This window comes from Pseudoalteromonas sp. G5_S1_54_S4, from assembly GCF_054968565.1.
Genome location: NZ_JBQKUL010000047.1, coordinates 1 through 23,056, shown reverse-complemented (window position 1 = coordinate 23,056; position 23,056 = coordinate 1). Strand labels below are relative to the sequence as shown.

The window sequence follows — 23,056 nt, the reverse complement described above, 5'->3', positions numbered from 1 at the left end:
TATTCAGCCATAACAGATGCTGCAGCGCTAACTGCAGCATCTAATTGGCTTAATTTTCTTCCAACTCGATGTTGATACCCAGTGAGCGGATTTCTTTCAACAATACGTTGAACGATTCTGGCATACCTGGTTCCATTTTATGGTTACCATCAACGATGTTTTTATACATCTTAGTACGACCGTTCACGTCATCCGATTTCACTGTTAGCATTTCTTGTAGTGTGTAAGCAGCACCGTAAGCTTCAAGTGCCCATACTTCCATCTCACCAAAACGCTGGCCACCGAACTGTGCTTTACCACCCAGCGGCTGCTGAGTAACAAGGCTGTAAGAACCAGTAGAACGTGCGTGCATCTTATCGTCAACCAAGTGGTTAAGTTTAAGCATGTACATGTAACCTACAGTTACTTGACGTTCAAACTGATCGCCAGTACGGCCATCATAAAGTGTAACCTGACCACTTCTAGGGTAGCCGCCTAGCTCTAGCATGTCTTTGATTTCGCTTTCTTTCGCGCCATCAAATGCAGGAGTAGCAATCGGTAAACCACCTTTCAAGTTTTCAGCTAAACGACGAATTTCGTCATCAGAGAAACTAGCAATATCCACAACCTGACGAGATTCACCGATCTCATAAGCTTGTTTGATGAATTCGCGTAGCTCATGAAGCTCGCGTTGTTCTTTCATCATTTCTTCTAAGCGCTCACCAATACCACGTGCAGCTAGACCCATATGTGTTTCAAGGATCTGACCGATGTTCATACGTGATGGTACACCTAGTGGATTTAGTACGATATCTACCGTACGACCTTTGTCATCGTATGGCATATCTTCTACTGGTACGATAGTCGAGATAACACCTTTGTTACCGTGACGACCCGCCATTTTATCACCCGGTTGGATACGACGTTTAACAGCTAGGTATACTTTAACAATCTTAAGTACGCCTGGTGCTAAGTCATCACCTTGGGTAATTTTACGACGTTTGTTTTCAAACTTCTTATCGTATTCAGCTTTAAGCTCATCGTACTGTGCAGCTAGTTGCTCAAGTTCAGCTTGCTTGTCTTCTTCAGCAAGGCTTTGAGTTAGTAACTTTTCAGCATTCAGTGACGCTAAGTTGTCTTCATCGAAACCAGCTGCCACAAGTAACTTGCGTGCACGGTCTAAAACACCGGCTTCTAAAATACGGAACTCTTCGTTGAAGTCTTTCTTCGCTTCGCGAAGCTGCATGTCTTCAACTTCTAACGCACGTTTATCTTTTTCAACACCATCACGGGTGAAAACTTGTACGTCGATTACAGTACCGGTTACAGAGTTTGGTACACGTAAAGAGCTGTCTTTAACGTCAGACGCTTTCTCACCGAAGATAGCACGTAGTAGCTTTTCTTCTGGTGTTAATTGCGTTTCGCCTTTCGGAGTCACTTTACCTACTAGGATATCGCCGCCTTTAACTTCAGCACCAATATATACAACACCTGATTCATCAAGCTTGCCTAGTGCAGATTCACCCACGTTCGGGATATCTGCTGTGATCTCTTCTGAGCCTAATTTAGTATCACGGGCAATACACTGTAGTTCTTGAATATGAATAGTCGTTAGACGATCTTCTTCAACTACGCGCTCTGATAGTAAGATTGAATCCTCGAAGTTGTAACCGTTCCATGGCATGAATGCCACGCGAAGGTTTTGACCAAGGGCTAAGTCACCTAAGTCAGTCGAAGGACCATCTGCTAACACATCGCCACGAGTAACCGGTTCACCAACCATGCATGTTGGTTTTTGGTTAATACATGTATTTTGGTTAGAACGTGTGTACTTGGTTAAGTTGTAGATGTCGATGCCCGCTTCACCAGGAATGCGTTCTTCTTCATGTACATTAACAACGATGCGACTTGCGTCGGCATACATTACTTCACCACCACGTTTTGCAACAATCGTTACACCAGAGTCTTTCGCTAGTGTTAACTCAATACCAGTGCCTACTAACGGTTTGTCCGCTTTCAATGTTGGTACTGCTTGACGTTGCATGTTTGAACCCATCAATGCACGGTTAGCATCATCGTGTTCTAGGAACGGGATAAGTGCGGCCGCTACAGAGATCACCTGTTGTGGTGATACATCCATATATTGTTGGTCCATGCGACCCATAAAGGTTGATTCACCTTTGTGACGACATGGAATAAGTTCATCTACAAACTCATTGGTTTCAGTTAAGTTTGAGTTCGCCTGTGCGATAACAAACTGACCTTCTTCAATGGCTGATAGGTAATCAACTTCATCAGTTACTACACCGTCTACCACTTTGCGGTAAGGTGTTTCTAAGAAACCGTAGTCATTGGTACGTGCATACGTAGACAATGAGTTAATTAGACCGATGTTTGGACCCTCAGGAGTCTCGATTGGACATACACGACCGTAGTGAGTTACGTGAACGTCACGTACTTCAAAGCCAGCACGCTCACGAGTTAGACCGCCCGGACCTAATGCAGAAATACGACGCTTGTGCGTTACTTCTGATAGCGGGTTATTTTGGTCCATAAACTGTGATAACTGAGACGAGCCGAAAAACTCTTTAACTGCTGCCGAAATAGGCTTAGCATTAATAAGATCTTGTGGCATGATCGCGTCTAGGTCACCTAAGCTTAAACGCTCACGTACAGCACGTTCTACACGTACTAAACCTACACGGAATTGGTTCTCAGCCATTTCGCCAACACTACGTATACGACGGTTGCCTAAGTGGTCTATATCATCAACATCGCCAACACCGTTACGAATAGCAATCAATACTTTCATAACCGCTACGATGTCTTCTTTGCTTAATGTGCCAGGGCCTGTGTCTGAATCGTAACCAACACGGCTATTGAACTTCATACGACCTACTGTTGATAAGTCATAGCGTTCTTCTGAGAAGAATAAGTTCTCAAATAAGGCTTCAGCCGCGTCTTTCGTCGGTGGCTCGCCTGGGCGCATCATGCGATAAATTTCTACTAGTGCTTCTAAACGGTTGCTTGACGAGTCAATGTTTAATGTATTTGACATGTAAGCGCCGCTGTCCACTTCATTGATATATAATGTATCAATAGTAGTGTGACCTGCTTTAACCAATTCAGCCATCATTTCAAGCGTTAGCTCGTCATTTGCAGTCGCGATGATTTCACCTGTTGACTCATCAACATAGTTCTTCGCTAATACACGGCCAATGATGTACTCATGTGGTACTTCTAATTGATTAATGCCTTTTTTCTCGATGCTCTTGATGTGGCGAGCCGTAACACGACGACCGCTTTCAACAAGGACTTCACCGTCTTCGCTCTTGATATCAAAAGCGGCAGTTTCACCACGTAAACGTGAAGGTACAAGTTCCATAAGAACTTTACCATCAGCAATTTCAAACGCAGTAGTATCGAAGAAGATATCTAGGATTTCTTCACTCGTGTACTCAAGTGCACGTAAGATGATAGACGCCGGTAATTTACGACGACGGTCAATACGTACATATAAGTTATCTTTTGCATCAAATTCGAAGTCTAACCATGAACCACGGTAAGGAATTACGCGTGCGTTATAAAGCACTTTACCTGACGAGTGAGTTTTACCGCGGTCGTTATCAAAGAATACACCAGGGCTACGGTGTAGCTGAGAAACGATAACACGCTCTGTACCATTGATTACAAAAGTACCGGTATCGGTCATGAGCGGAATTTCGCCCATGTAAACTTCTTGCTCTTTAATGTCTTTAACTGTGCCTGGAGCTTCTTTGTCCATTACTACAAGACGCAGTTTCACGCGAAGTGGAGCAGAATAAGTCACACCGCGAATTTGACATTCTTTTACATCGAATACTGGCTCACCAATACGATAACTTACGTATTGAAGCTCAGAATTTCCCGAGTAGCTTTTAATTGGGAACACAGAACGGAAGGCAGCTTCCAAACCATGATCGCCATCAGCGTCCGGGACTAAGAATTTTTTAAACGATTCTAACTGCGTCGACAGTAAGAAAGGTATATCCAAAACTTGTGGACGTTTACCAAAATCCTTACGGATACGTTTCTTTTCAGAATAAGAGTAAGCCATGGGGTTCCTCAGCTTGCTGATCTTTGACCCGACCTGTTCTTGTAAGAACAGACTTAACTGGCATCTATGCCAAGATGTACAACATTTAACTGTTGTTCCAACTTAATCCCACCTCAACACTAGCAAACTATAAAGCGTTGAAATTAAAGAATAAATCAGATTTTATTTGCGCTATAAGAATAGTCGCTCTATAGCGCAAAAAGGCCGGTGATTAAATAATCACCAGCCCTTGCCTGATTTCTCAGGCAGCGAACCTAGCAAAAGCTAGATTACTTAACCTCAACTTCAGCACCAGCTTCAGTAAGTTCTTTAGCAAGAGCTTCAGCTTCTTCCTTAGAAATACCTTCTTTAACTGGAGTTGGAGCAGCTTCAACAAGTGCTTTAGCTTCTTTTAAGCCAAGACCAGTTGCGCCACGAACAGCTTTGATTGCCGCAACTTTATTAGCGCCAGCGCCAGTAAGGATTACGTCAAATTCTGTTTTCTCTTCAGCAGCTTCAGCAGCAGGACCTGCTACCATAGCAGCTGCAGCAGTTACGCCGAATTTTTCTTCCATTGCTTCAACTAGAGCAACAACGTCCATTACTGACATTTCAGCAATTGCGTCAAGGATTTGGTCTTTAGTTACAGACATTACAAATTTCCTAATAATTAACGGACTCTAAGGTCCAAATAAATTTACACCGAAAGGGATTAAACAACTTAAAATTAAGCAGCTTGCTCTTCTTTCTGTACACGTACTGCTTCAATTGTTTTACACAATTTGCCAGCAGACGCTTCTTTCATAGCGCTCATTAAGCGTGCAACAGCTTCGTCGTATGTAGGTAGAGTTGCAAGCATAGCTGCGTCTACTACATTACCTTCAAAAGCGGCCATCTTAAGTTCGAAATGCTCATTCTTTTTCGCGAAATCTGAGAAGATACGCGCAGCAGCACCTGGGTGCTCTGATGAGAAAGCGATTAAGCTTGGACCAACTAATGAGTCAGAAAGGCACTCAAACTCTGTACCTTCAAAAGCACGTTTTGCTAAAGTGTTACGGACAACTTTCATCCAAACACCATTTGCACGAGCTTCTTTACGAAGGGCAGTGATTGCACCAACTGTTACACCACGAGAATCTGCAACAACTGCAGAAAGAGCACCATTGGCTGCTTCGTTGACTTCAGCAACAATTGCTTTTTTGCCTTGAAGATTTAAAGCCATGGGTGTTACTCCTGGTTTAATGGGTTACCGTTTATCGGCTTCCCTGTTTTACTCTTCCCCATCAATAAAGATGGAGATGCTTTTTACGGCGAGAGCCAGAAGATTAGGAAAAATCTATCTGGGGATTCACACCGTCTACGTAGGTAATATTAAGGCCGAAGCCGCCTACGGTCTTGGACGGAAGCCCAATTTATCGCGTTGCCCAAAGGCGCTTCGAAATTATGGACTTCAACCCGAATTCTTTACTTTGCGATTAACTAAATTAATCAACAAAATGGCGCAAAATTATAGTACAAATTTCACGCCATGTAAACACTCAATTAAGCAACAACTGTGCTTAAAGTGCTTTGGTCAACAGAAACACCTGCGCCCATTGTTGTAGAGATAGTTACTTTCTTCAAGTAAACACCTTTAGCTTGAGAAGGTTTAGCCTTCTTAAGCGCAACAATTAGAGCTTCAAGGTTTTGTTGTAACTGCTCAGCAGTGAAATCAACCTTACCAATCGTAGTATGGATGATACCATTTTTGTCATTGCGGTAACGCACTTGACCTGCTTTCGCATTTTTAACTGCTTCTGCAACGTTAGGTGTTACAGTACCAGTTTTAGGGTTTGGCATTAGACCACGTGGGCCTAAGATTTGACCTAGTTGACCAACAACACGCATAGCGTCTGGTGATGCAACAACAACGTCAAAATTCATCTCGCCTTTCTTAACTAGTTCAGCAAGATCTTCCATGCCTACTAATTCAGCACCGGCTTCTTTTGCAGCTTCTGCATTAGCGCCTTGAGTGAATACAGCAACACGAACGTCACGACCAGTACCGTTAGGTAGTACAGTCGCACCACGAACGTTTTGATCAGATTTACGAGCATCGATACCAAGGTTAACAGCAACGTCAACACTTTCTACGAATTTAGCTGTCGCTAATTCTTTTAAAAGAGCAACTGCTTCGTTAATTTCGTAATCTTTAGTTACTTCCACTTTTTCGCGGATAGTACGCATACGTTTAGTTAATTTAGCCATTATCTTAGTCCTCTACGTTCAAGCCCATCGCACGCGCAGAACCTGCGATAGTGCGAACCGCAGCTTCTAAATCAGAAGCTGTAAGGTCTGGTTTCTTTGTCTCAACGATTTCTTCAAGTTGAGCACGAGTTACTGTGCCTACTTTTTCAGTGTTAGGACGGCCTGAACCAGATTTGATACCTGCAGCTTTCTTAAGTAAGTAAGCAGCCGGTGGCGTTTTCATGTCGAACGTAAATGAACGGTCGCCGTAAACAGAGATCACTACAGGAACTGGAGCGCCTTTTTCGATAGATTCTGTACGTGCGTTGAACGCTTTACAGAATTCCATGATGTTTACACCGTGTTGACCTAGTGCTGGACCTACTGGAGGACTAGGGTTAGCCATACCAGCAGCAACTTGTAGCTTGATTAGAGCTTCAACTTTCTTAGCCATTATAAATACCTCATTAGGTGGGTCTTAGCCTTGTGCGCGCGAGGACGCGTACTCTAGCGGCTTCCCAGTTTAAAAATTGGTTTCTCACTTTTTAGTAAACAGTTAAACAAACGTTTTCCCTGAATACAAAAAGGCCGCTGATTATAAGTTAATCAGCGGCCTTTTTCAAGCTTCGTGCCAAAAATTAAGAAACTTTTAACACAACGCTTTAAATCAATTACTTATCTTGTTCAACTTGACCAAACTCAAGTTCAACTGGCGTAGAACGACCAAAAATAAGTACCGATACTTTTACACGGCTCTTTTCGTAGTCAACTTCTTCAACCACACCACTAAAGTCAGCAAATGGACCATCAGTAACACGAACCACTTCACCTGGTTCAAATAATGTTGCTGGTTTAGGCGCTTCAGCGTTTTCTTGAAGGCGATTAAGAATGCGATCAGCTTCTTTAGAACTAATTGGTGCAGGACGGTCTGATGTACCACCAATAAAGCCCATAACACGTTCAGTGCTATTTACTAAGTGCCAGCTTGCATCGTTCATATCCATTTGTACTAGTACGTAACCTGGGAAGAATTTACGCTCAGACTTACGCTTTTGACCAGCACGCATCTCAACTACTTCTTCAGTAGGAACTAATACTTCACCAAAGCTATCTTCTAGGCCTTTGATTTTAATGTGCTCTAATAATGTTTGAGCAACACGCTTCTCATAACCTGAGAAAGCTTGTACTACGTACCAACGTAGTTTCTTTTCGTTATTCTCATCCGACATGGGATCAGATCTCCAATCCAGTTAAAAAGCCTACAGCGCGGAATAAAATGCCATCTAATCCCCAAAGGATAAGTGCCATAATCACTGTTGCAACCATTACGATTAATGTCGTGTGCGTTGTTTCTTGACGCGTTGGCCAAATTACTTTGCGTACTTCAATACGCGCTTCTTTAGCAAAAGCAAGGAAGGTACGTCCCTTAAAAGTTTGCGAAGCAATAGCTAAACCCGCCGCTATTGCAACCACAACGCCAATAGCACGTAGTAATACAGACTGATCTGCAAACATATGATTACCAACGACTGCGCCTGCAAGTAGCGCAATTGCTACTAACCACTTTACTGACTCCATCCCACTTGATGGTGTTTCTATATTCGTGCTCATAATATTATTACCTTAACTACAGACACAACAACCCTGCACGTCGACAGGGTTAATCCATTAAAATCTAAACTTAAAAACAAGCTTACTCAAACCGATTTTTAGTTCTAGACTTTATTCACTTTGTAAAAATTGGCAGGGGCGGAGAGATTCGAACTCCCAACCGTCGGTTTTGGAGACCGCTGTTCTACCAATTGGAACTACGCCCCTGCAAAGTGGATGCCTATTATACTTACGCAATTCATTAACACAAGAGTAAAAAGATACCCATAACTTAAAATCTCATTGGCCACACTCAAAATCAAACTTAACATTAATAAAAAAGCAGTTTATGATTGTTTCACTTTTAGGAATATTAATAGCACAAGGAAGCGGGTGCATTTACTTCATACACTTTACAAAATCGTGATTCTAAGCGTTTTATGCTTATTTCACAGTGCACTCGTCGCGCGCCCTATTCACTTAGATACATACTCTAGTGAACAGGGGTTATCGCAAAATTCGATTACTTGCAGTATCACTGACAAGCAAGGGTTTCACTGGTTTTCGACACAAGGCGGTCTTAATCGTTTTGATGGTTATGAGTTTAAGCGCTTTAAGTCTCACCCTACTGAGGCTAGCATTTCAGGAAACTGGGTCACCGATTGTCTAACTGCCGATCAACATGCTATTTGGTTTTCTACCGCCAGTAATGGTTTAAATTTACTTGATACTCAAACCGGTCAATTTAAGGTTTTTAATACGCACACTGAGTTAGCTATTACTGATAACCGCATTTGGTCATTAGCTTCAGATAGCCTAAATAATATTTGGTTAGGTCATGAGCATGGAAAGTTAACGCGTCTAAATATAGTCAAGAATGAAGTAGAGTCGTTTAGCTATACTAGCCCCGAGCAAGCTAATACCGTCATACAAGATATTGTTATAGATACACAACAAAATGTCTGGTTAGCAACAAACGAAGGATTAATTAAGTTTAACCCAAAGCATAAAACCTTTAATCACATTGCAGGAAGTCATAAAAATTTATGGCGGCTGCAATTAAATGCACAAGGGCAGCTATTAGTAGCAAGCAAACAAGGGCTTAGCCTATTTAACCCTAAAACAGAGGCTTTTGGGGAGTTTGCTCAGTTTGCAGGTGTATGGATCACCGATATCTTAGTTGACGACACCGATACCTTGTGGCTAACAAGCTATGGTAAAGGTTTATTTTACAAAACAGAGCAAAGTACATCTAAAAATAATTTTCAGCACATACCGCACAATAAGCAGCAACTAAATGGGCTTGCTAATGATTACCTATTGTCACTTTATCAAGATCGGTTCGGTATCATTTGGATTGGTACAGATGGCTATGGGTTACAACGTTATGATAAAAAGCAAAATCAATTTTCGCATCAACAGCACTTGAGCGATGATGACAATACCATTAGTCATAATTTTGTTCGCGCTCTACTCAAAGATACACAAGGCCAATTATGGGTTGGTACTCGTGACGGTTTAAACAAACAAACCGACACAGGTTTTAAGCACTATAAAGTTAACTCAAAATTACAAAGCGGCCTAACCAATAATAATGTCTTTAGCCTGCATGAAGATAACAAGCAGCGACTTTGGATTGGCACTTATGGCGGCGGATTACTGCAATATAAACCAACTGAAGATAATTTTATTACCTATACAATGCAAAGCCATCAGCTCAGCAGCGATCGTGTTTATGCGATAACGAGCGATCCTAAAGGAAATTTATGGCTAGGTAGCAATCAAGGTTTAACACGCTTTAATCCCGACACCTTAGAGGTTCAACATTACAAGCACGACGACTCGACTAATAGTCTTGCTAACAATACCGTGTTTACTCTGCTTTTTGATCAAAATACAAACGGATTATGGGTCGGGACGCGTGCAGGTTTAGATTATCTAAGCATGGAAGATGAATCATTTACTCATTACCCCGCCAATCAGGTATCGCAAACTGGTTTAAGCCATAATATGGTCACCTCTTTGCACCTACAAAATAACGATACTTTATGGGTGGGTACCTTTGGTGGTTTAAACCGCCTTGATAAAAAAACACAAAAAATCTCTTACATTACCGAACATGATGGATTACTAAACGATAATATTTTTGCCATTAAAGATGATAGTAAAGGCTACTTATGGCTAAGCAGTAACCAAGGACTGACTCGCTATAATCCCACGAATCAAGCTATGCAGCATTTTTTACCTCGTGACGGCGTGCAGCATAATTCGTTTATTTTAGGTGCTGCTTTTCAAGCACCTGATGGCGAGCTATTTTTTGGCGGAATCAATGGCTTTAATCAGTTTTACCCTAGTAAACTGCAACTGAGTACTTCAGCCCCAACCCCAGTATTAACTGAGCTATTAATTTACAACCAAGCAAGTGAAACAAAAAACTATCTAACAGATCAAAAACAGCCCGCAAAACTAATAAACCATACTAAAAAACTCTCTTTTCCAACCAGCCAAGGGGTCATTGGCTTTAAATATGCCGCCATTAATAACGCTTCATCGGCTAATCAATACCAGTATGCTTACAAGCTAAATGGTTTAGATAAGCAATTTATCTATACCGATGCAAGCCAACGACAAGTTAACTATTCACAGCTAAGTGCAGGTAACTATCAATTACAATTAAAAGTAAAAGATCAATACGGGCAATGGAGCAAAGTTCACACTATGCTAAAGCTGACAGTAACGCCTCCTTGGTGGCAAACGCAATTAGCCTATGCGGCTTATTTTATAATAGTTTTGATTATTACATGGTTAATTTTAGCGTCACGCTATCGAGCTAAAACCGCAGAGCAACTCATTCAACAAGAAAGAAAGCTCAATCAACTAAAGACCCAATTTTTAGATAACATTAGTCATGAACTTAAAACGCCATTGAGCTTAATTTTAGCGCCAGTAGAAAACTTACAACAGCAACAACTTGGTGCTCAAGCACAACAACAAGTTTCTATAATTAAGCGCAACGGGCACCGCCTTCTTAATTTAATCAATGAGTTATTACAGTTAAGTCAGCGTCCAAGTTCGGCTACAGAGTATGTATCCGCTTATTCTTTGAGCCCTTTTGTAGCGCAAATAGTAGACGACTTTGCTATTTTGTTTGCCCAAAAAAATATTAATTTTTCCTTTAACGACACGACGCAACAGCCTAGTTACATAAATTTAGAAACTAAACATACTTTATCTATTATTGATAATTTATTGACCAATGCACTTAAATACACCCCATCAGATGGAACCGTTAATCTAACGCTTTCTAACACAAACAATAATGTTGTTATAACGGTATCTGATACTGGTATTGGTATTGAAGAGCACCAGCAAGCGCTTATTTTTGAACGCTTTACTCGTATTGCAACACACAACCAAACAGGCAGTGGTATAGGTCTCGCTCTGGTTAAGCAGCTTGTAGAGCAATACGACGGGCAAATTTCATTAGCCAGTAAAATAAACAAAGGAAGTTGTTTTACAGTCACGTTGCCATTGTGTGAATCAGATAACTTATTAACGGATAAACAACTAGCGTCCTCTCAAACTATGCTGGTAGAAAACAACAAAAAACTACTCATTGTTGAAGATAACGAGGAAATGCGTGAGTTACTGGTTTCATTATTTAGTGATAACTACACCTGCCTCACCGCTAATAATGGAGAAGAGGGGCTAGTGCTGTGCCAAACTCAAATGCCCGATATAGTGCTCAGTGACGTAATGATGCCTACGATGGATGGATATCAACTTCTCAGTGCCATTCGCTCAGATATCTCTATTAATCATATCCCTGTTTTATTACTCTCTGCCAAAGCAGACAGTCGCAGCCGAATAAAGGGGCTTGATTTGCTGGCCGATGACTACCTGTGTAAACCCTTTGAAGCATCATTATTAAAAAGTCGGGTTTATGGCTTATTAGGCATTCGTGATGCGTTAAATAAGCACCTAATAAAACAGTTATCAGCCCAAGCACATGCTGTGACCTTAGATGCACAAATAGAGCAGAATAAAGATTACACGTTTACAGAGCGCTTAAAAACAATCTTGCGTGAAAATTACCAAAATGAACTGTTTAGCGTCGAAGAGTTTGCCAGTGCAATGTGTTTGAGCCCTCGTGCACTGCAATTAAAAATGAAAGCACTTTTTGACATTACACCCAGCGATTACATTCGCAATACCCGCTTAGAATATGCAGCAAAATTATTAACTGATAGCGACTTAACCATAGGTTTAGTTGCAGATAACACCGGCTTTAGTTCTCAAAGTTACTTTGCCCGTTGTTTCAAAGCCAAATATTCACTTACACCAAAACAATACAGAGAAGCGCAAACATGTAAAAGTAATTAGCTTCGCGTGTGTACTCAAAGCTTTCGCCTGAGTACTATTTTTAAGCTACTGATTTATCTAAATTAACCTTAATTAGCCATTGCTAAAAAAATAACTACAAATGTAATTAAGCACATAAATTAAGGAAAATCCTATGCTCTCATCCATACAAAAAACGCTACTTGCCACAGCATTAATAACCAGCTTAAGCGCATGCCAAAGCACCTCAACAAACGTTACCTCAAATCAAAACTCGCCTGACATTAATGAAGTAAGCAAACAGCAATACAATGGTCCTAAAGCACGTATCGCCGTGGCGCGTTTCACTGATAAGTCGAATAACTCTAGATGGTGGCGAAAAGAAATTGGTGAAGGTATGGCAGATCAACTTACCACCGCACTTGTTGGTACTAATCGCTTTATTGTATTAGAGCGCCAAGCACTAGATGCTGTGCTTTCAGAGCAAGATTTAGCTGTATCAGGCAGAGTGAGTGCACAATCGGGTGCAGCATATGGCGAAATTGAAGGCGCTGAGATTGTCGTCGTTGCAGCGGTTACTGAATTTGATGATGACAGTTCAGGGGCAAGTGTTGGTTCAGGCGGCTTTATTGGTGATGTGTTTAGTTCTGTTTCAGCTGGCTTTTCTGGATCGCACATGGCTATTGACCTACGCTTAATTGATACGCGCACTTCGCGTATTCTGGCCGCTACTAGCGTTGAGGGTGGTAGCAAAGATTTTGATTTTACCAGCGCAGCGACTAACTTTGGTGGCGCACTCGTTGGAGGAAGCCTTAGTGGTTGGTCAGACACTCCAAAAGAAAAGGCACTACGAGAAGTAATAATTAAAGCCGTTGAATTTTTAGAAACTAAAATTCCAGATACCTACTATCGCTATAACCAAAACAACACGCTTGCAGCAGGCTATACAGCGCCACCGCCGCCAAAAGTAACTAGTAAAAAAGCAGCACCTGCTGCCGTCGCTGTCGATGTGCCGAATCATAGAATGCCACATTACGAAAAAATGGACTTGGCTATGTCTCGTATGAACTTGGTTTGCTTAGGGTATTTAAAAAACCAACCTAATTATGAAGAGTTTGAAACTGAAGACGTTAAGTACGACCGTCAAACTGTATTAGCACTGCGCGAGTATCAACAAGAGAAGAGCTTGAAAGTAACGGGCCTTGCCGATGAAACAACAAAGAAATCTTTAGATGACTCAAAATGTTTAGCAAAAACTCAACAGTCAGGGCTAGAAAGCTTAGGCAACATGTTTAAGTTTAACTAATCAGCACCTTTGATTTTTAATTAAGCAATAAAAAAGCGGCTACTCTATAGCCGCTTTTAATCTACTCGTAATAACTCACCGCGATAAAAATCACACAGTAACCATATTTGTTCAAATTGATGGGTATTTGGAAAACATACTTTTTTGACTGCCGCTTCAAAGTCGCTCTTATGCCAAATAGTACTGGCGTTACGAATTAACAACCACGTACGCTTTGAATAATAACGCTTAGTCGCTTTTTGTTTTAATAAGCGCTCCAACGCTGATTGCAACCGGTGTTCGCTTGGTTGTTGCGCCATGTCAGCTAAATCACGCTGCATTTGTATCGACAGTGGCCGGCCTAACACGGCCATGGCTTCCGTTTCACTGGCGTATAAATGCGCCACTTCTATATCGAGCTGCTGATTTTCTTGATAACAGCTTACGTCGGGTCTGTTCGGTTCATTGTGCCAAATATGGCGCATGTGAATTCCCGTTTGCTGCTCATAACATCGCAAAAACAACTTGGCCGCATCGTGCTCTAACTGTTGTTTTTCGGCATCACTGCTGCGCTTCATTCAACACCTTATAAACGTCATTTAACAGCGATGAAGCGCCAAACCTAAATGTATCTGGTGCTAAATAATCATGCCCCATAATCTCGGTTGCTAGTTGCAAATAAGCATTTGCATCTACTGCAGTCTTGACTCCACCAGCCGCCTTAAAACCAACTCGCTTTGATGACTTTTTGATGGCTTTAAGCATTATTTCAGTCGCTTCAAGCGTGGCATTCACCGCTACTTTTCCTGTACTGGTTTTTACAAAATCAGCTCCGCCTTGAATGGCAAGCTCGGTTGCTTGAGTAATAAATGCTGCCGTTTTTAGCTCGCCAGTTTCAATGATCACTTTGAGCTTAGCACGGCTGCCACATACCTTTTTACTCTCACTCACGTATTCCAGCACGGTATCGGCCTCGCCTTTTATAAGCGCTTTATAAGGAATGACTAAGTCAATTTCATCGGCCCCGCGCTCTATGGCTATCAGCGTTTCATTAAGCACTTCATTAAGTGGCGCCTCACCTGTGGGAAAGTTGGTTACTGTGGCCACTTTTACATGACTCAATAACCGATTAGCGAGCGCTATTTTTGCATCATCTACAAATTCACTAAACACACAAACTGCAGCGGGTATGCCTAACTTAGGATCAATACTGTTTACTAATGCATTAATACTGGCTTGATTATCATCGGTGTTTAAACTGGTTAAATCCATTAAACTAACAACTAGCATGGCGTTTTGAGTATTATTTGTCATTTTATGCCCATGAAATTTTAAAAACCTTAAACTATATAAGCATCATAGCTTAATCTTGCTATAGCTCATAACCAAACACTATAAGCGCGTTTTTTATACTAAACAGCACTCTATCCCTTACTAAATAAGATTTAGACCTAAAAAACACAGTTTATATAACTTTTGAGTATATAAACTAAGATTTAATTATTTTTTACTTATCAATAGCCGCTATATTCTGCCTTTGTATTAAACACTTTATTATCTTTTTAGGGGCGTTACTCAGTGCAATATTTACCTATCTTTACCAAACTCGACAACAAGCCAGTATTGGTGGTTGGCGGTGGAGAAGTTGCCTTGCGAAAATGCCGCGCGTTCTTAAAAGCGCGTGCCGATGTAACGCTAGTTGCCCCTTGGTTTTGCGAAGAATTAAAAGAACATGCGCATAATAATGAAGTAACATTAATAGATGCCTATTTTGAAGAGTCGCATCTTGATGGCAAAATTTTGATTATTGCCGCCACCGACAACGATGAAGTAAACAACACCGTATTTGAACTCGCCAATGCGCGTAATGTGTTTGTGAACGTGGTGGATGATCAACCTAAATGTACCTTTATTTTCCCCTCTATTGTTGATCGCAACCCAATTACCATTGCGATTTCAAGTGCAGGTACCGCGCCGGTTTTAGCAAGACGTTTACGTGAAAAGCTCGAAACACTTATTCCCCAGCATATCGGCCCACTCGCTAACTTGGTCGGTGGCTTTCGCCATAAAGTAAAGCAACGCTTTAAACATTTTGCTGATCGTCGCCAATTTTGGGAAGGCGTGTTTGATTCATCAGTAGTAAGCAAAGTCCAAACCGGTTATACCCATGGCGCTGAGCAACAACTAGAGCAAATGCTAGATGCCAAAGTTGAACCAGAAGGCGAAGTATACGTAGTCGGTGCAGGCCCTGGCGATCCAGAGCTACTCACACTAAAAGCGCTGCAACTAATGCAACAAGCCGATGTGGTGGTATATGATTACTTGGTATCCGATGAGATCATGGAATTAGTGCGTCGCGATGCCGATTTAATCTGTGTGGGTAAGCGCTTAGGCGATCACAGCGTAGCTCAAGAAGATACAAATAAGATGTTGGTTGATTTAGCACAACAAGGTAAAAAAGTGTGCCGAATTAAAGGGGGCGACCCATTTATTTATGGCCGTGGTGGCGAAGAAGTCCAAGTACTGGCAGCCAATAACGTAAATTACCAAATAGTGCCAGGTATAACGGCAGCCGCGGGATGTAGTGCCTACGCAGGTATTCCTTTAACGCATCGCGACCATGCTCAGGCTATTCAGTTTGTTACCGGACACTGCAAAAAAGAAGGACAAGAACTTAATTGGCAGTCGCTTGCACAAAAAAACCAAACACTGGCTATTTATATGGGGGTAATTAAATCGCCGCATATTCAAGCCGAGCTATTAAAACATGGGCGAGCAGCAACAACACCAGTGGCCATAATTGAAAACGGCACACGCAAAAATCAACGTGTTGTCACAGGACAGTTAGACCAATTAGCGCAGCTCATTGAGCAGCATCAAATTATTTCACCCGCTTTACTGATTATTGGTGAAGTAGCTTCGCTGCATCAAGAATTACACTGGTTTGGCGAAAAAGCACAGATCAGTAGCTTTGCTCAACCGCTGACAGACGTAGCGTAGTTTAACAGATTTTAATTTAATCATTTTAGTAGGACGACCAACAATGGCTTTAACTCACCTTCAGCAACTTGAAGCTGAAAGTATCAAAATCATGCGCGAAGTCGCCGCTGAGTTTGAGAACCCAGTTATGCTTTACTCAATCGGTAAAGACTCATCGGTACTTTTGCATTTAGCTCGTAAAGCATTTTACCCTGCAAAAATTCCGTTTCCGTTATTACACGTAGACACCAACTGGAAGTTTCGTGAAATGATTGAGTTTCGCGACCGTTTAGCCAAAGAGTATGGCTTTGATTTAATCGTACACAAAAACCCTGAAGGCATCGAAATGGGTGTAGGCCCATTCACCCATGGTTCGGGTAAACATACCGATATCATGAAAACCCAAGGATTAAAGCAAGCGCTCAACAAGTACGGTTTTGATGCAGCATTTGGTGGCGCACGCCGTGATGAGGAAAAATCACGGGCTAAAGAGCGCGTGTATTCATTTCGTGATAAACACCATCGCTGGGATCCTAAAAACCAACGTCCTGAGCTTTGGAATACCTATAACAGCCAAGTGAACCCAGGCGAAAGCATTCGTGTATTCCCACTATCTAACTGGACTGAACTAGATATTTGGCAATACATTTATCAAGAAAATATCGAAATGGTGCCACTGTACCTTGCTAAAGAGCGCCCAGTAGTAGAACGCGACGGTACCTTAATCATGGTAGATGACGATCGCATGCCGCTTAATGAAGGTGAAGTACCGCAAATGAAGTCGGTTCGCTTTCGAACCTTAGGCTGTTATCCACTCACTGGCGCGGTTGAATCAACGGCAAGCAGCCTAACAGAAATTATTGAAGAAATGTTGCTATCGTCGTCATCTGAACGTGAAGGTCGGGTGATTGATCATGATTCAGCAGGCTCTATGGAGAAGAAAAAACGTGAGGGGTATTTCTAATGTCTAACCTAAATAACGATACATTTAACGAAGTAAAAGAAATTGGTATAGACGCTTACCTAGCACGTCAACAAGATAAAAGCTTATTACGTATGCTAACGTGTGGCAGTGTGGATGACGGTAAATCAACCCTAATTGGCCGCCTACTGCACGATAGTCACCAAATTTATGAAGATCAGCTAGCTGCACTTCATAAAGATAACGAAAAAGTAGGTAATGCCGGTGAAGAACTTGATTTAGCATTGTTAGTTGATGGCCTACAAGCTGAGCGTGAGCAAGGCATAACAATTGACGTAGCGTACCGTTATTTCTCAACCGCTAAGCGTAAGTTTATTATTGCCGACACCCCTGGGCATGAGCAGTACACCCGTAACATGGTAACGGGTGCATCAACCAGTGATGTTGCCATTATTTTAGTGGATGCACGTTATGGCGTGCAGGTACAAACTAAGCGCCATAGCTTTATTTGTGACTCATTAGGCATTAAACAGTTTGTGGTTGCGGTTAACAAAATGGATATTGTTGATTTTGACGAAACCGTTTATGAAAAAATTAAAGCCGATTATTTAAAATTTGCCGAGCAACTTAACGTATCAAACATTAAGTTTGTGCCTATGTCGGCGCTTAAAGGCGATAATGTAGTAACTCGCTCTGCACACACTCCTTATTACACCGACAAACCATTGCTTGAGCTGTTAGAAGACTCACCAGCTGCTGAGATCGACACTGGTTTTGAAGCGCGCCTTCCGGTGCAGTATGTGGTTCGCCCTAATTTAAACTTCCGTGGTTTTCAAGGCACGCTGACCTCAGGTAAATTACGCGTTGGCGATGAGATAAAAGTACTGCCTTCAGGTAAAACATCTAACATTAAAGAGATTGTGACTTTTGATGGCAACCTCGACACCGCCGAAGCCGGCCAAGCAATCACAGTGACACTTAATACTGAAATAGATATTAGCCGAGGGGACGTTATTGTACCGGCAAGCTCGCAAGCGCAAGTAACCAACCAATTACAGGCTAAAATTGTGTGGATGCACGAATCGCCATTAGTACTAGGTAAAAGCTATAACTTAAAACTAGGCAGCAAAAACACCTCGGCTATGGTCACTAAAATAGACCACACTATTGATGTAAACACCCTAGAGCATGGCAGCGCAGATTCATTACAGTTAAACGAAATTGCGATTGTGACACTGGAGCTGACCGAGACTATTTTAGCGGATCAGTACCATCACAATCATGAAACTGGTTCATTTATTCTTATTGACCGTTTATCAAACTTAACGGTTGCAGCAGGAATGATAGAACAGGTACTACAAAGTGAAGAAAATGCGGGTAAATTTAGCGACTTTGAAGTTGAGTTTAATGCCCTCGTACGCAAGCACTTTCCACATTGGCAAGCGCTTGATATTTCAAAGCTATAACGTTTAATAACCGCCTGTTAGGAACATTTAAAGCATGGTAGAACAGCTCATTTTAACAGGCATTATGTTGCTTTTAGTCGGGTGCCTATTTGGCACCCGTATTAACCCTGCGTGGTTATTTGTCAGTGCCATAGGCACCAGCTACCTAACTGGGCTCATTGACTTAGAAAACATGCTGGTTAATTATACTAACCCATCATTAATTACCTTAGTGTTATTAATTTTAGTGTCGATAGCGATAGAAAAAACCACGCTTATTCAACGCTTAGCTAAATCGTTATCCAGTGGCAGTTTAGTTAAATCAGTGACCAAGCTTGGGCTTTCTACAGCGTTTTTGTCTTCCTTTACTAACAATACCGCGGTGGTTGCCTCCTTAATTACCGCCATAAAAGATAACCCAAACCACTCCCCTTCAAAGCTGTTGCTACCCTTGTCGTACACCGCAATTTTAGGCGGTACTATTACACTCATCGGTACCTCTACTAACTTAATCGTAAATGGCTTTGCAGTAGATGCGGGGATGGCGCCATTAGGCTTTTTCGATTTTACCTTAGTGGGTTTAGGCGCACTCAGTGTGGGCTTAATCACTATTTTAGTGATGCTAAAATGCCTGCCCGACAACGGTAAAAATAGCCAAGAGGTGGTGCCTTTTTATTTAGAAGGGAAAGTACAAACCGGTTCTAAACTAATAAACCACACCGTAGAAGAAAACGGTTTACGCGATTTAAAAGACTTGTTTTTGGCTGAAATTATTCGCGATGGCAATCGCATTTGCGCCGTGACCCCCCAACATATTATTCAACAAGACGACATACTGCTGTTTGTAGGCGATATAAAGTCGGTGCCTTTGCTTACTCGCTTTGACGGCTTAAAAGTGGTGCATGACAAACACGAAAAAGACATAGAACACCTCGTTGAAGTTGTCGTTAGTCAGTCGTCTAAGTTAATTGGCAAAACAGTAAAAGAAGCCCGCTTTAGAGAACAATTTCATGCGGCCGTTATTGCTATTCGCCGTGGGCACGATCGTCTGCAAGGCGGGCTTGGGCAAGTGCGCTTACAAGCGGGTGACTCATTAATCCTCGCCCCTGGTAAAAGCTTTTATGACTTAACTAACTTAAAGCGCGAATTTGTGTATATTTCAGGGCTTGATTTACAAACCCACCTCGGTGCAAAACAATCAAACATTGTATTGTTAAGTTTTGCAGGTGTGCTGGGGTTAAGTATTTTAGGCGCCGTACCGCTGGTTAAAGGCTTGTTAGTGTTACTTATTGGCCTCATGCTGTGTGGTACTATTAAGCTGAGCGAAATAAAACGCCGCTTTCCTATTGAGTTACTTGCCGTAGTAGGCAGTGCCATAGGTTTAGCTAAGCTGATGATAGGCACTGGCCTTGCTGGGCAAATATCAGACGCCATGTTTGTAGTGCTAGGCGACTTTGGCCCTTATGGCGCGTTTATCGCTATCTTTTTAATGACGGTGTTATTTACTGAATTGATCACTAATAACGCCGCAGCGGCACTGTCGTTTCCGGTTGCCTACTCATTGGCTATTGGCTTTAACGTAGAACCTTTGCCGTTTATTATGGCGGTTGCATTTGGCGCCTCAGCCAGCTTTATTTCACCTTTTGGTTATCAAACTAACTTAATGGTTTATAGCGCGGGTAACTACCGACTAAAAGACTATGTAATGATGGGGCTACCGCTTTCTATTATTTATTCAATTACCGTACTAACTTTGATCCCGCTGGTATTTCCGTTTTAATGCCCGCGTTTATAGCATAAAGAGACACAGCAAATGGATAACAATATTGTTTGGCATAATTACGCCACCACTAAAGTACAGCGCAGCGAACAAAAAAAGCATAAGAGCGCTATTATATGGTTTACTGGTTTTTCTGGCTCAGGTAAAAGTACCGTTGCGAATGCACTAGAAGCAGCACTCAATCAGCAAGGTGCGCACACGTACCTACTTGATGGCGACAATGTACGCCATGGTTTATGTAAAGATTTAGGCTTTAGTGATGCCGATCGCGTTGAAAATATCCGCCGCGTAGGCGAAACCGCCAAGCTAATGGTTGACGCTGGTTTGTTAGTCCTTACTGCGTTTATATCTCCTTTTAAAGCTGAGCGCGATATGGTTCGTGAGTTAGTTGATGAGGGTGAATTTATCGAGGTATTCATCGACACCCCTCTTGAGGTATGTGAAAGTCGCGACCCAAAAGGCTTATATAAAAAGGCGCGCGCTGGTGAAATTAAACACTTTACCGGGATTGATTCAACTTACCAGCCGCCGGTTAATCCTGAAATAATTTTAGATACCAGTAAAAACACCCTAGACCAATCGGTAGCTCAGCTGATAACGTATCTAAAACATCAGCATATACTATAGGCCCATGTAATGAACCAGACTGAACTGCTAGAAGAAACCCTTATTCTCGCCCGCAAAGCGGGAAGCGCGATTATGGGTATTTACAATAAAGACTTTAACGTTGAGTACAAAGCCGATGAAAGCCCTGTAACCGACGCCGACTTAGCAGCTCATAAAATCATTAGTGCAGGACTAAAAGAGCTCACCCCCGATATTCCTGTGCTTAGTGAAGAAAGTGCCGATATTGGTTGGGATGTACGCCAAACATGGAAAAGCTACTGGCTGGTTGACCCAATCGATGGCACCAAAGAATTTATAAAAAAGAACGGCGAGTTTACCGTCAATATTGCCCTAATCGAAAATGGCAAACCGGTTTTAGCCGTGGTTGATGCCCCTGCACTGGGTGTATCTTATTTAGCCGCCGAAGCCATTGGTGCTTTTAAAGATAAAGGCGATGAGCGCATCGAGCTTAAAGTGACCACCAAGCCTAACAAAGGCCTTATTCGTGTTGTAGGTAGCCGCTCGCACCCTTCCCCTGATTTAGATGAATTTGTACAACGCTTTGATGAGGTTGAAATGGTGTCAAAAGGCAGCTCACTCAAACTGTGTTTAGTCGCCGAAGGCAGCGCCGACATATACCCGCGCTTAGGCCCAACTTGTGAATGGGATACCGGAGCAGGCCACGCCATCGCCGAAATAGCCGGTGCAAAAGTCACTCAGCTCGACGGCAGCCCGCTACTTTACAATACAAAAGATGAATACCTAAACCCCTATTTCATTGTGAGCGCGATAGAAGAGGAAACAAAGCTATAAGCCGTAAGTTTTAAGTGGTAAGTTTAAGAGCAGATCGGTGTTAAATCTATCACCGTTGGCTGGGTAAAGTGCAGTGACGTATGCTGGGTAGAGCGAAGCGAAACCCAGCATGTTTAAGCCACAAGCTGTAGAGCTTTAAAAGTTTAAGTCTTGCACTTCACTCGTAGGAGATGGCTTCAGCCACGAAATCGGCTCTGTATTCTATCTTAAAAACAATTTCACCACAGAGTTCACCGAGGCGCTTCGCGCTACACAGAGAAAGTTACTGATAAGGCTTAGAATTTCTGCAAAAGTTCATCGAACATCGACTATTCTAAATTGTTTTAAGATGCTTTTATAATCTCTAAAACTAGTTCCATTTATTTTATGATCTATAGAGATAGCTTCAGCCTGTTTCGTCAATGAATACTTAGCTCCTTTTGAACGAGGAAGAGAAGAACTGTAATAGCTAGATAAGCTTTCACTTTCACTTAGCTCTAATTTTTGCACTGTATTTTTAATAATACAATAAACATTATCTCCAAAATCTATAGCTTCTGCTTCTGTAGGTATATACCCTTTATGAATCACCTTATTTCTAAAACCAGCAGCATTACTATCAAGTGTTTGGGCCTTCTTATTATATTTTGCTAAAAATAAAAAAGTAAAAGCACCTAGTTGCCTTTCTGATTGATTAGAAACTTCCTTCCATGTATTGAGTAAAATACTTTCATCAATTCCTAATGAATGAATATGATATTTAATAAAGAATTCATAGAAACGCTCCAGTGATGCTGCAAATGAAGCAACAGCTTCTCTCATATATCCATCACCAATTGCGTTAACAGCTATATCAAAAAGCATTTCAAACTTTTGAGCTCTTAATTCAACTGTATATTTATGTCCTTTATCGCAAACAACTTTATGAATACCATCATCAATTAACTGCTGTGACTGCATCATAAAAGCGGTATAAGTACCAGCTTCACTTATACACTGCGGGCAAGTAGTTTGTATCCTCATATACCCCTCATAT

18 protein-coding genes and 1 tRNA gene are annotated in these 23,056 nt (G+C 41.8%); 8 read left to right on the top strand and 11 right to left on the bottom strand.

What is annotated here, in order from left to right; all coding sequences use genetic code 11:
• Positions 1-49: 49 nt before the first annotated feature.
• The 8 genes from rpoB to ACTRWE_RS15585 form a co-directional block, all read right to left on the bottom strand.
• Positions 50-4,075: a DNA-directed RNA polymerase subunit beta gene (gene rpoB / locus ACTRWE_RS15620; RefSeq protein WP_024602214.1), complete on the bottom strand. Its 4,026-nt coding sequence runs from the start codon at positions 4,073-4,075 to the stop codon at positions 50-52.
• Positions 4,076-4,344: 269 nt separating this feature from the next.
• Positions 4,345-4,707 (bottom strand): 50S ribosomal protein L7/L12, encoded by a 363-nt coding sequence (gene rplL, locus ACTRWE_RS15615; RefSeq protein WP_013463847.1) that lies wholly within the window; start codon positions 4,705-4,707, stop codon positions 4,345-4,347.
• A gap of 74 nt (positions 4,708-4,781) precedes the next feature.
• Entirely contained in the window at positions 4,782-5,276 is a 495-nt protein-coding gene (gene rplJ, locus ACTRWE_RS15610) for a 50S ribosomal protein L10 (RefSeq protein ID WP_013463846.1), read from the bottom strand.
• Between the two features lie 320 nt (positions 5,277-5,596).
• Positions 5,597-6,301: a 50S ribosomal protein L1 gene (gene rplA / locus ACTRWE_RS15605; RefSeq protein ID WP_013463845.1), complete on the bottom strand. Its 705-nt coding sequence runs from the start codon at positions 6,299-6,301 to the stop codon at positions 5,597-5,599.
• Positions 6,302-6,305: 4 nt separating this feature from the next.
• On the bottom strand, positions 6,306-6,734 hold the full coding sequence (rplK, locus tag ACTRWE_RS15600; RefSeq protein WP_008108462.1) for a 50S ribosomal protein L11: 429 nt from the start codon (positions 6,732-6,734) through the stop codon (positions 6,306-6,308).
• Positions 6,735-6,951: 217 nt separating this feature from the next.
• A complete protein-coding gene (nusG, locus tag ACTRWE_RS15595; RefSeq protein ID WP_013463844.1) occupies positions 6,952-7,509 on the bottom strand; it encodes a transcription termination/antitermination protein NusG in 558 nt (185 codons plus the stop codon).
• Positions 7,510-7,513: 4 nt separating this feature from the next.
• Positions 7,514-7,891 (bottom strand): preprotein translocase subunit SecE, encoded by a 378-nt coding sequence (secE, locus tag ACTRWE_RS15590; protein WP_013463843.1) that lies wholly within the window; start codon positions 7,889-7,891, stop codon positions 7,514-7,516.
• 130 nt (positions 7,892-8,021) lie between these two features.
• A tRNA-Trp gene (locus ACTRWE_RS15585) sits at positions 8,022-8,098 on the bottom strand.
• Positions 8,099-8,263: 165 nt separating this feature from the next.
• Between ACTRWE_RS15585 and ACTRWE_RS15580 the strand changes: the two genes are divergently transcribed.
• Both ACTRWE_RS15580 and ACTRWE_RS15575 read left to right on the top strand, forming a co-directional pair.
• A complete protein-coding gene (locus ACTRWE_RS15580; protein ID WP_462880296.1) occupies positions 8,264-12,253 on the top strand; it encodes a hybrid sensor histidine kinase/response regulator transcription factor in 3,990 nt (1,329 codons plus the stop codon).
• Positions 12,254-12,386: 133 nt separating this feature from the next.
• On the top strand, positions 12,387-13,517 hold the full coding sequence (locus tag ACTRWE_RS15575; protein WP_013463841.1) for a CsgG/HfaB family protein: 1,131 nt from the start codon (positions 12,387-12,389) through the stop codon (positions 13,515-13,517).
• 56 nt (positions 13,518-13,573) lie between these two features.
• Here ACTRWE_RS15575 and ACTRWE_RS15570 read toward each other — a convergent pair whose 3' ends face one another.
• Complete coding sequence (locus tag ACTRWE_RS15570; protein WP_013463840.1) at positions 13,574-14,074, bottom strand: hypothetical protein; 501 nt, start codon at positions 14,072-14,074, stop codon at positions 13,574-13,576.
• Positions 14,058-14,810, bottom strand: a complete 753-nt coding sequence (deoC, locus tag ACTRWE_RS15565; protein ID WP_462880295.1) for a deoxyribose-phosphate aldolase — start codon at positions 14,808-14,810, stop codon at positions 14,058-14,060. The genes ACTRWE_RS15570 and deoC overlap by 17 nt, the downstream gene beginning before the upstream one ends.
• Before the next feature lie 264 nt (positions 14,811-15,074).
• Between deoC and cysG the strand changes: the two genes are divergently transcribed.
• Genes cysG through cysQ form a run of 6 tightly spaced genes read left to right on the top strand, consistent with a single transcriptional unit; the run spans position 15,075 to position 22,041 of the window.
• Positions 15,075-16,496 carry a siroheme synthase CysG gene (cysG, locus tag ACTRWE_RS15560; protein WP_462880294.1) on the top strand — a complete coding sequence of 474 codons (1,422 nt, stop codon included), beginning with the start codon at positions 15,075-15,077 and terminating at the stop codon, positions 16,494-16,496.
• Positions 16,497-16,539: 43 nt separating this feature from the next.
• Positions 16,540-17,439, top strand: coding sequence for a sulfate adenylyltransferase subunit CysD (gene cysD, locus ACTRWE_RS15555; RefSeq protein WP_013463837.1), 900 nt, complete (start codon positions 16,540-16,542; stop codon positions 17,437-17,439).
• Complete coding sequence (gene cysN, locus ACTRWE_RS15550) at positions 17,439-18,863, top strand: sulfate adenylyltransferase subunit CysN (RefSeq protein WP_462880293.1); 1,425 nt, start codon at positions 17,439-17,441, stop codon at positions 18,861-18,863. Before cysD ends, cysN begins: the two co-directional genes overlap by 1 nt.
• A 34-nt stretch (positions 18,864-18,897) precedes the next feature.
• A complete protein-coding gene (locus ACTRWE_RS15545) occupies positions 18,898-20,622 on the top strand; it encodes an SLC13 family permease (RefSeq protein ID WP_462880292.1) in 1,725 nt (574 codons plus the stop codon).
• A gap of 33 nt (positions 20,623-20,655) precedes the next feature.
• Positions 20,656-21,249, top strand: coding sequence for an adenylyl-sulfate kinase (cysC, locus tag ACTRWE_RS15540; protein WP_013463834.1), 594 nt, complete (start codon positions 20,656-20,658; stop codon positions 21,247-21,249).
• Positions 21,250-21,258: 9 nt separating this feature from the next.
• The gene (gene cysQ, locus ACTRWE_RS15535; RefSeq protein ID WP_462880291.1) at positions 21,259-22,041 is read left to right on the top strand and encodes a 3'(2'),5'-bisphosphate nucleotidase CysQ; all 783 of its coding nucleotides are present in this window, start codon (positions 21,259-21,261) and stop codon (positions 22,039-22,041) included.
• A 294-nt stretch (positions 22,042-22,335) separates the two neighbouring features.
• On the opposite strand, the gene ACTRWE_RS15530 is transcribed toward cysQ, so the two are convergent.
• A partial coding sequence (locus ACTRWE_RS15530) for a hypothetical protein (RefSeq protein WP_462880290.1) occupies positions 22,336-23,056 on the bottom strand: 721 nt, incomplete at its 5' end.

What these genes read in the sequence shown, in the direction of transcription:
- cysN (WP_462880293.1), top strand. Translation starts at nt 17,439, where the DNA reads ATGTCTAACCTAAATAACGATACATTTAACGAAGTAAAAGAAATTGGT.
- deoC (WP_462880295.1), bottom strand. Translation starts at nt 14,810, where the DNA reads ATGACAAATAATACTCAAAACGCCATGCTAGTTGTTAGTTTAATGGAT.
- rplA (WP_013463845.1), bottom strand. Translation starts at nt 6,301, where the DNA reads ATGGCTAAATTAACTAAACGTATGCGTACTATCCGCGAAAAAGTGGAA.
- cysD (WP_013463837.1), top strand. Translation starts at nt 16,540, where the DNA reads ATGGCTTTAACTCACCTTCAGCAACTTGAAGCTGAAAGTATCAAAATC.
- ACTRWE_RS15570 (WP_013463840.1), bottom strand. Translation starts at nt 14,074, where the DNA reads ATGAAGCGCAGCAGTGATGCCGAAAAACAACAGTTAGAGCACGATGCG.
- rpoB (WP_024602214.1), bottom strand. Translation starts at nt 4,075, where the DNA reads ATGGCTTACTCTTATTCTGAAAAGAAACGTATCCGTAAGGATTTTGGT.
- rplJ (WP_013463846.1), bottom strand. Translation starts at nt 5,276, where the DNA reads ATGGCTTTAAATCTTCAAGGCAAAAAAGCAATTGTTGCTGAAGTCAAC.
- nusG (WP_013463844.1), bottom strand. Translation starts at nt 7,509, where the DNA reads ATGTCGGATGAGAATAACGAAAAGAAACTACGTTGGTACGTAGTACAA.
- rplL (WP_013463847.1), bottom strand. Translation starts at nt 4,707, where the DNA reads ATGTCTGTAACTAAAGACCAAATCCTTGACGCAATTGCTGAAATGTCA.
- ACTRWE_RS15575 (WP_013463841.1), top strand. Translation starts at nt 12,387, where the DNA reads ATGCTCTCATCCATACAAAAAACGCTACTTGCCACAGCATTAATAACC.
- secE (WP_013463843.1), bottom strand. Translation starts at nt 7,891, where the DNA reads ATGAGCACGAATATAGAAACACCATCAAGTGGGATGGAGTCAGTAAAG.
- cysQ (WP_462880291.1), top strand. Translation starts at nt 21,259, where the DNA reads ATGAACCAGACTGAACTGCTAGAAGAAACCCTTATTCTCGCCCGCAAA.
- cysC (WP_013463834.1), top strand. Translation starts at nt 20,656, where the DNA reads ATGGATAACAATATTGTTTGGCATAATTACGCCACCACTAAAGTACAG.
- ACTRWE_RS15545 (WP_462880292.1), top strand. Translation starts at nt 18,898, where the DNA reads ATGGTAGAACAGCTCATTTTAACAGGCATTATGTTGCTTTTAGTCGGG.
- rplK (WP_008108462.1), bottom strand. Translation starts at nt 6,734, where the DNA reads ATGGCTAAGAAAGTTGAAGCTCTAATCAAGCTACAAGTTGCTGCTGGT.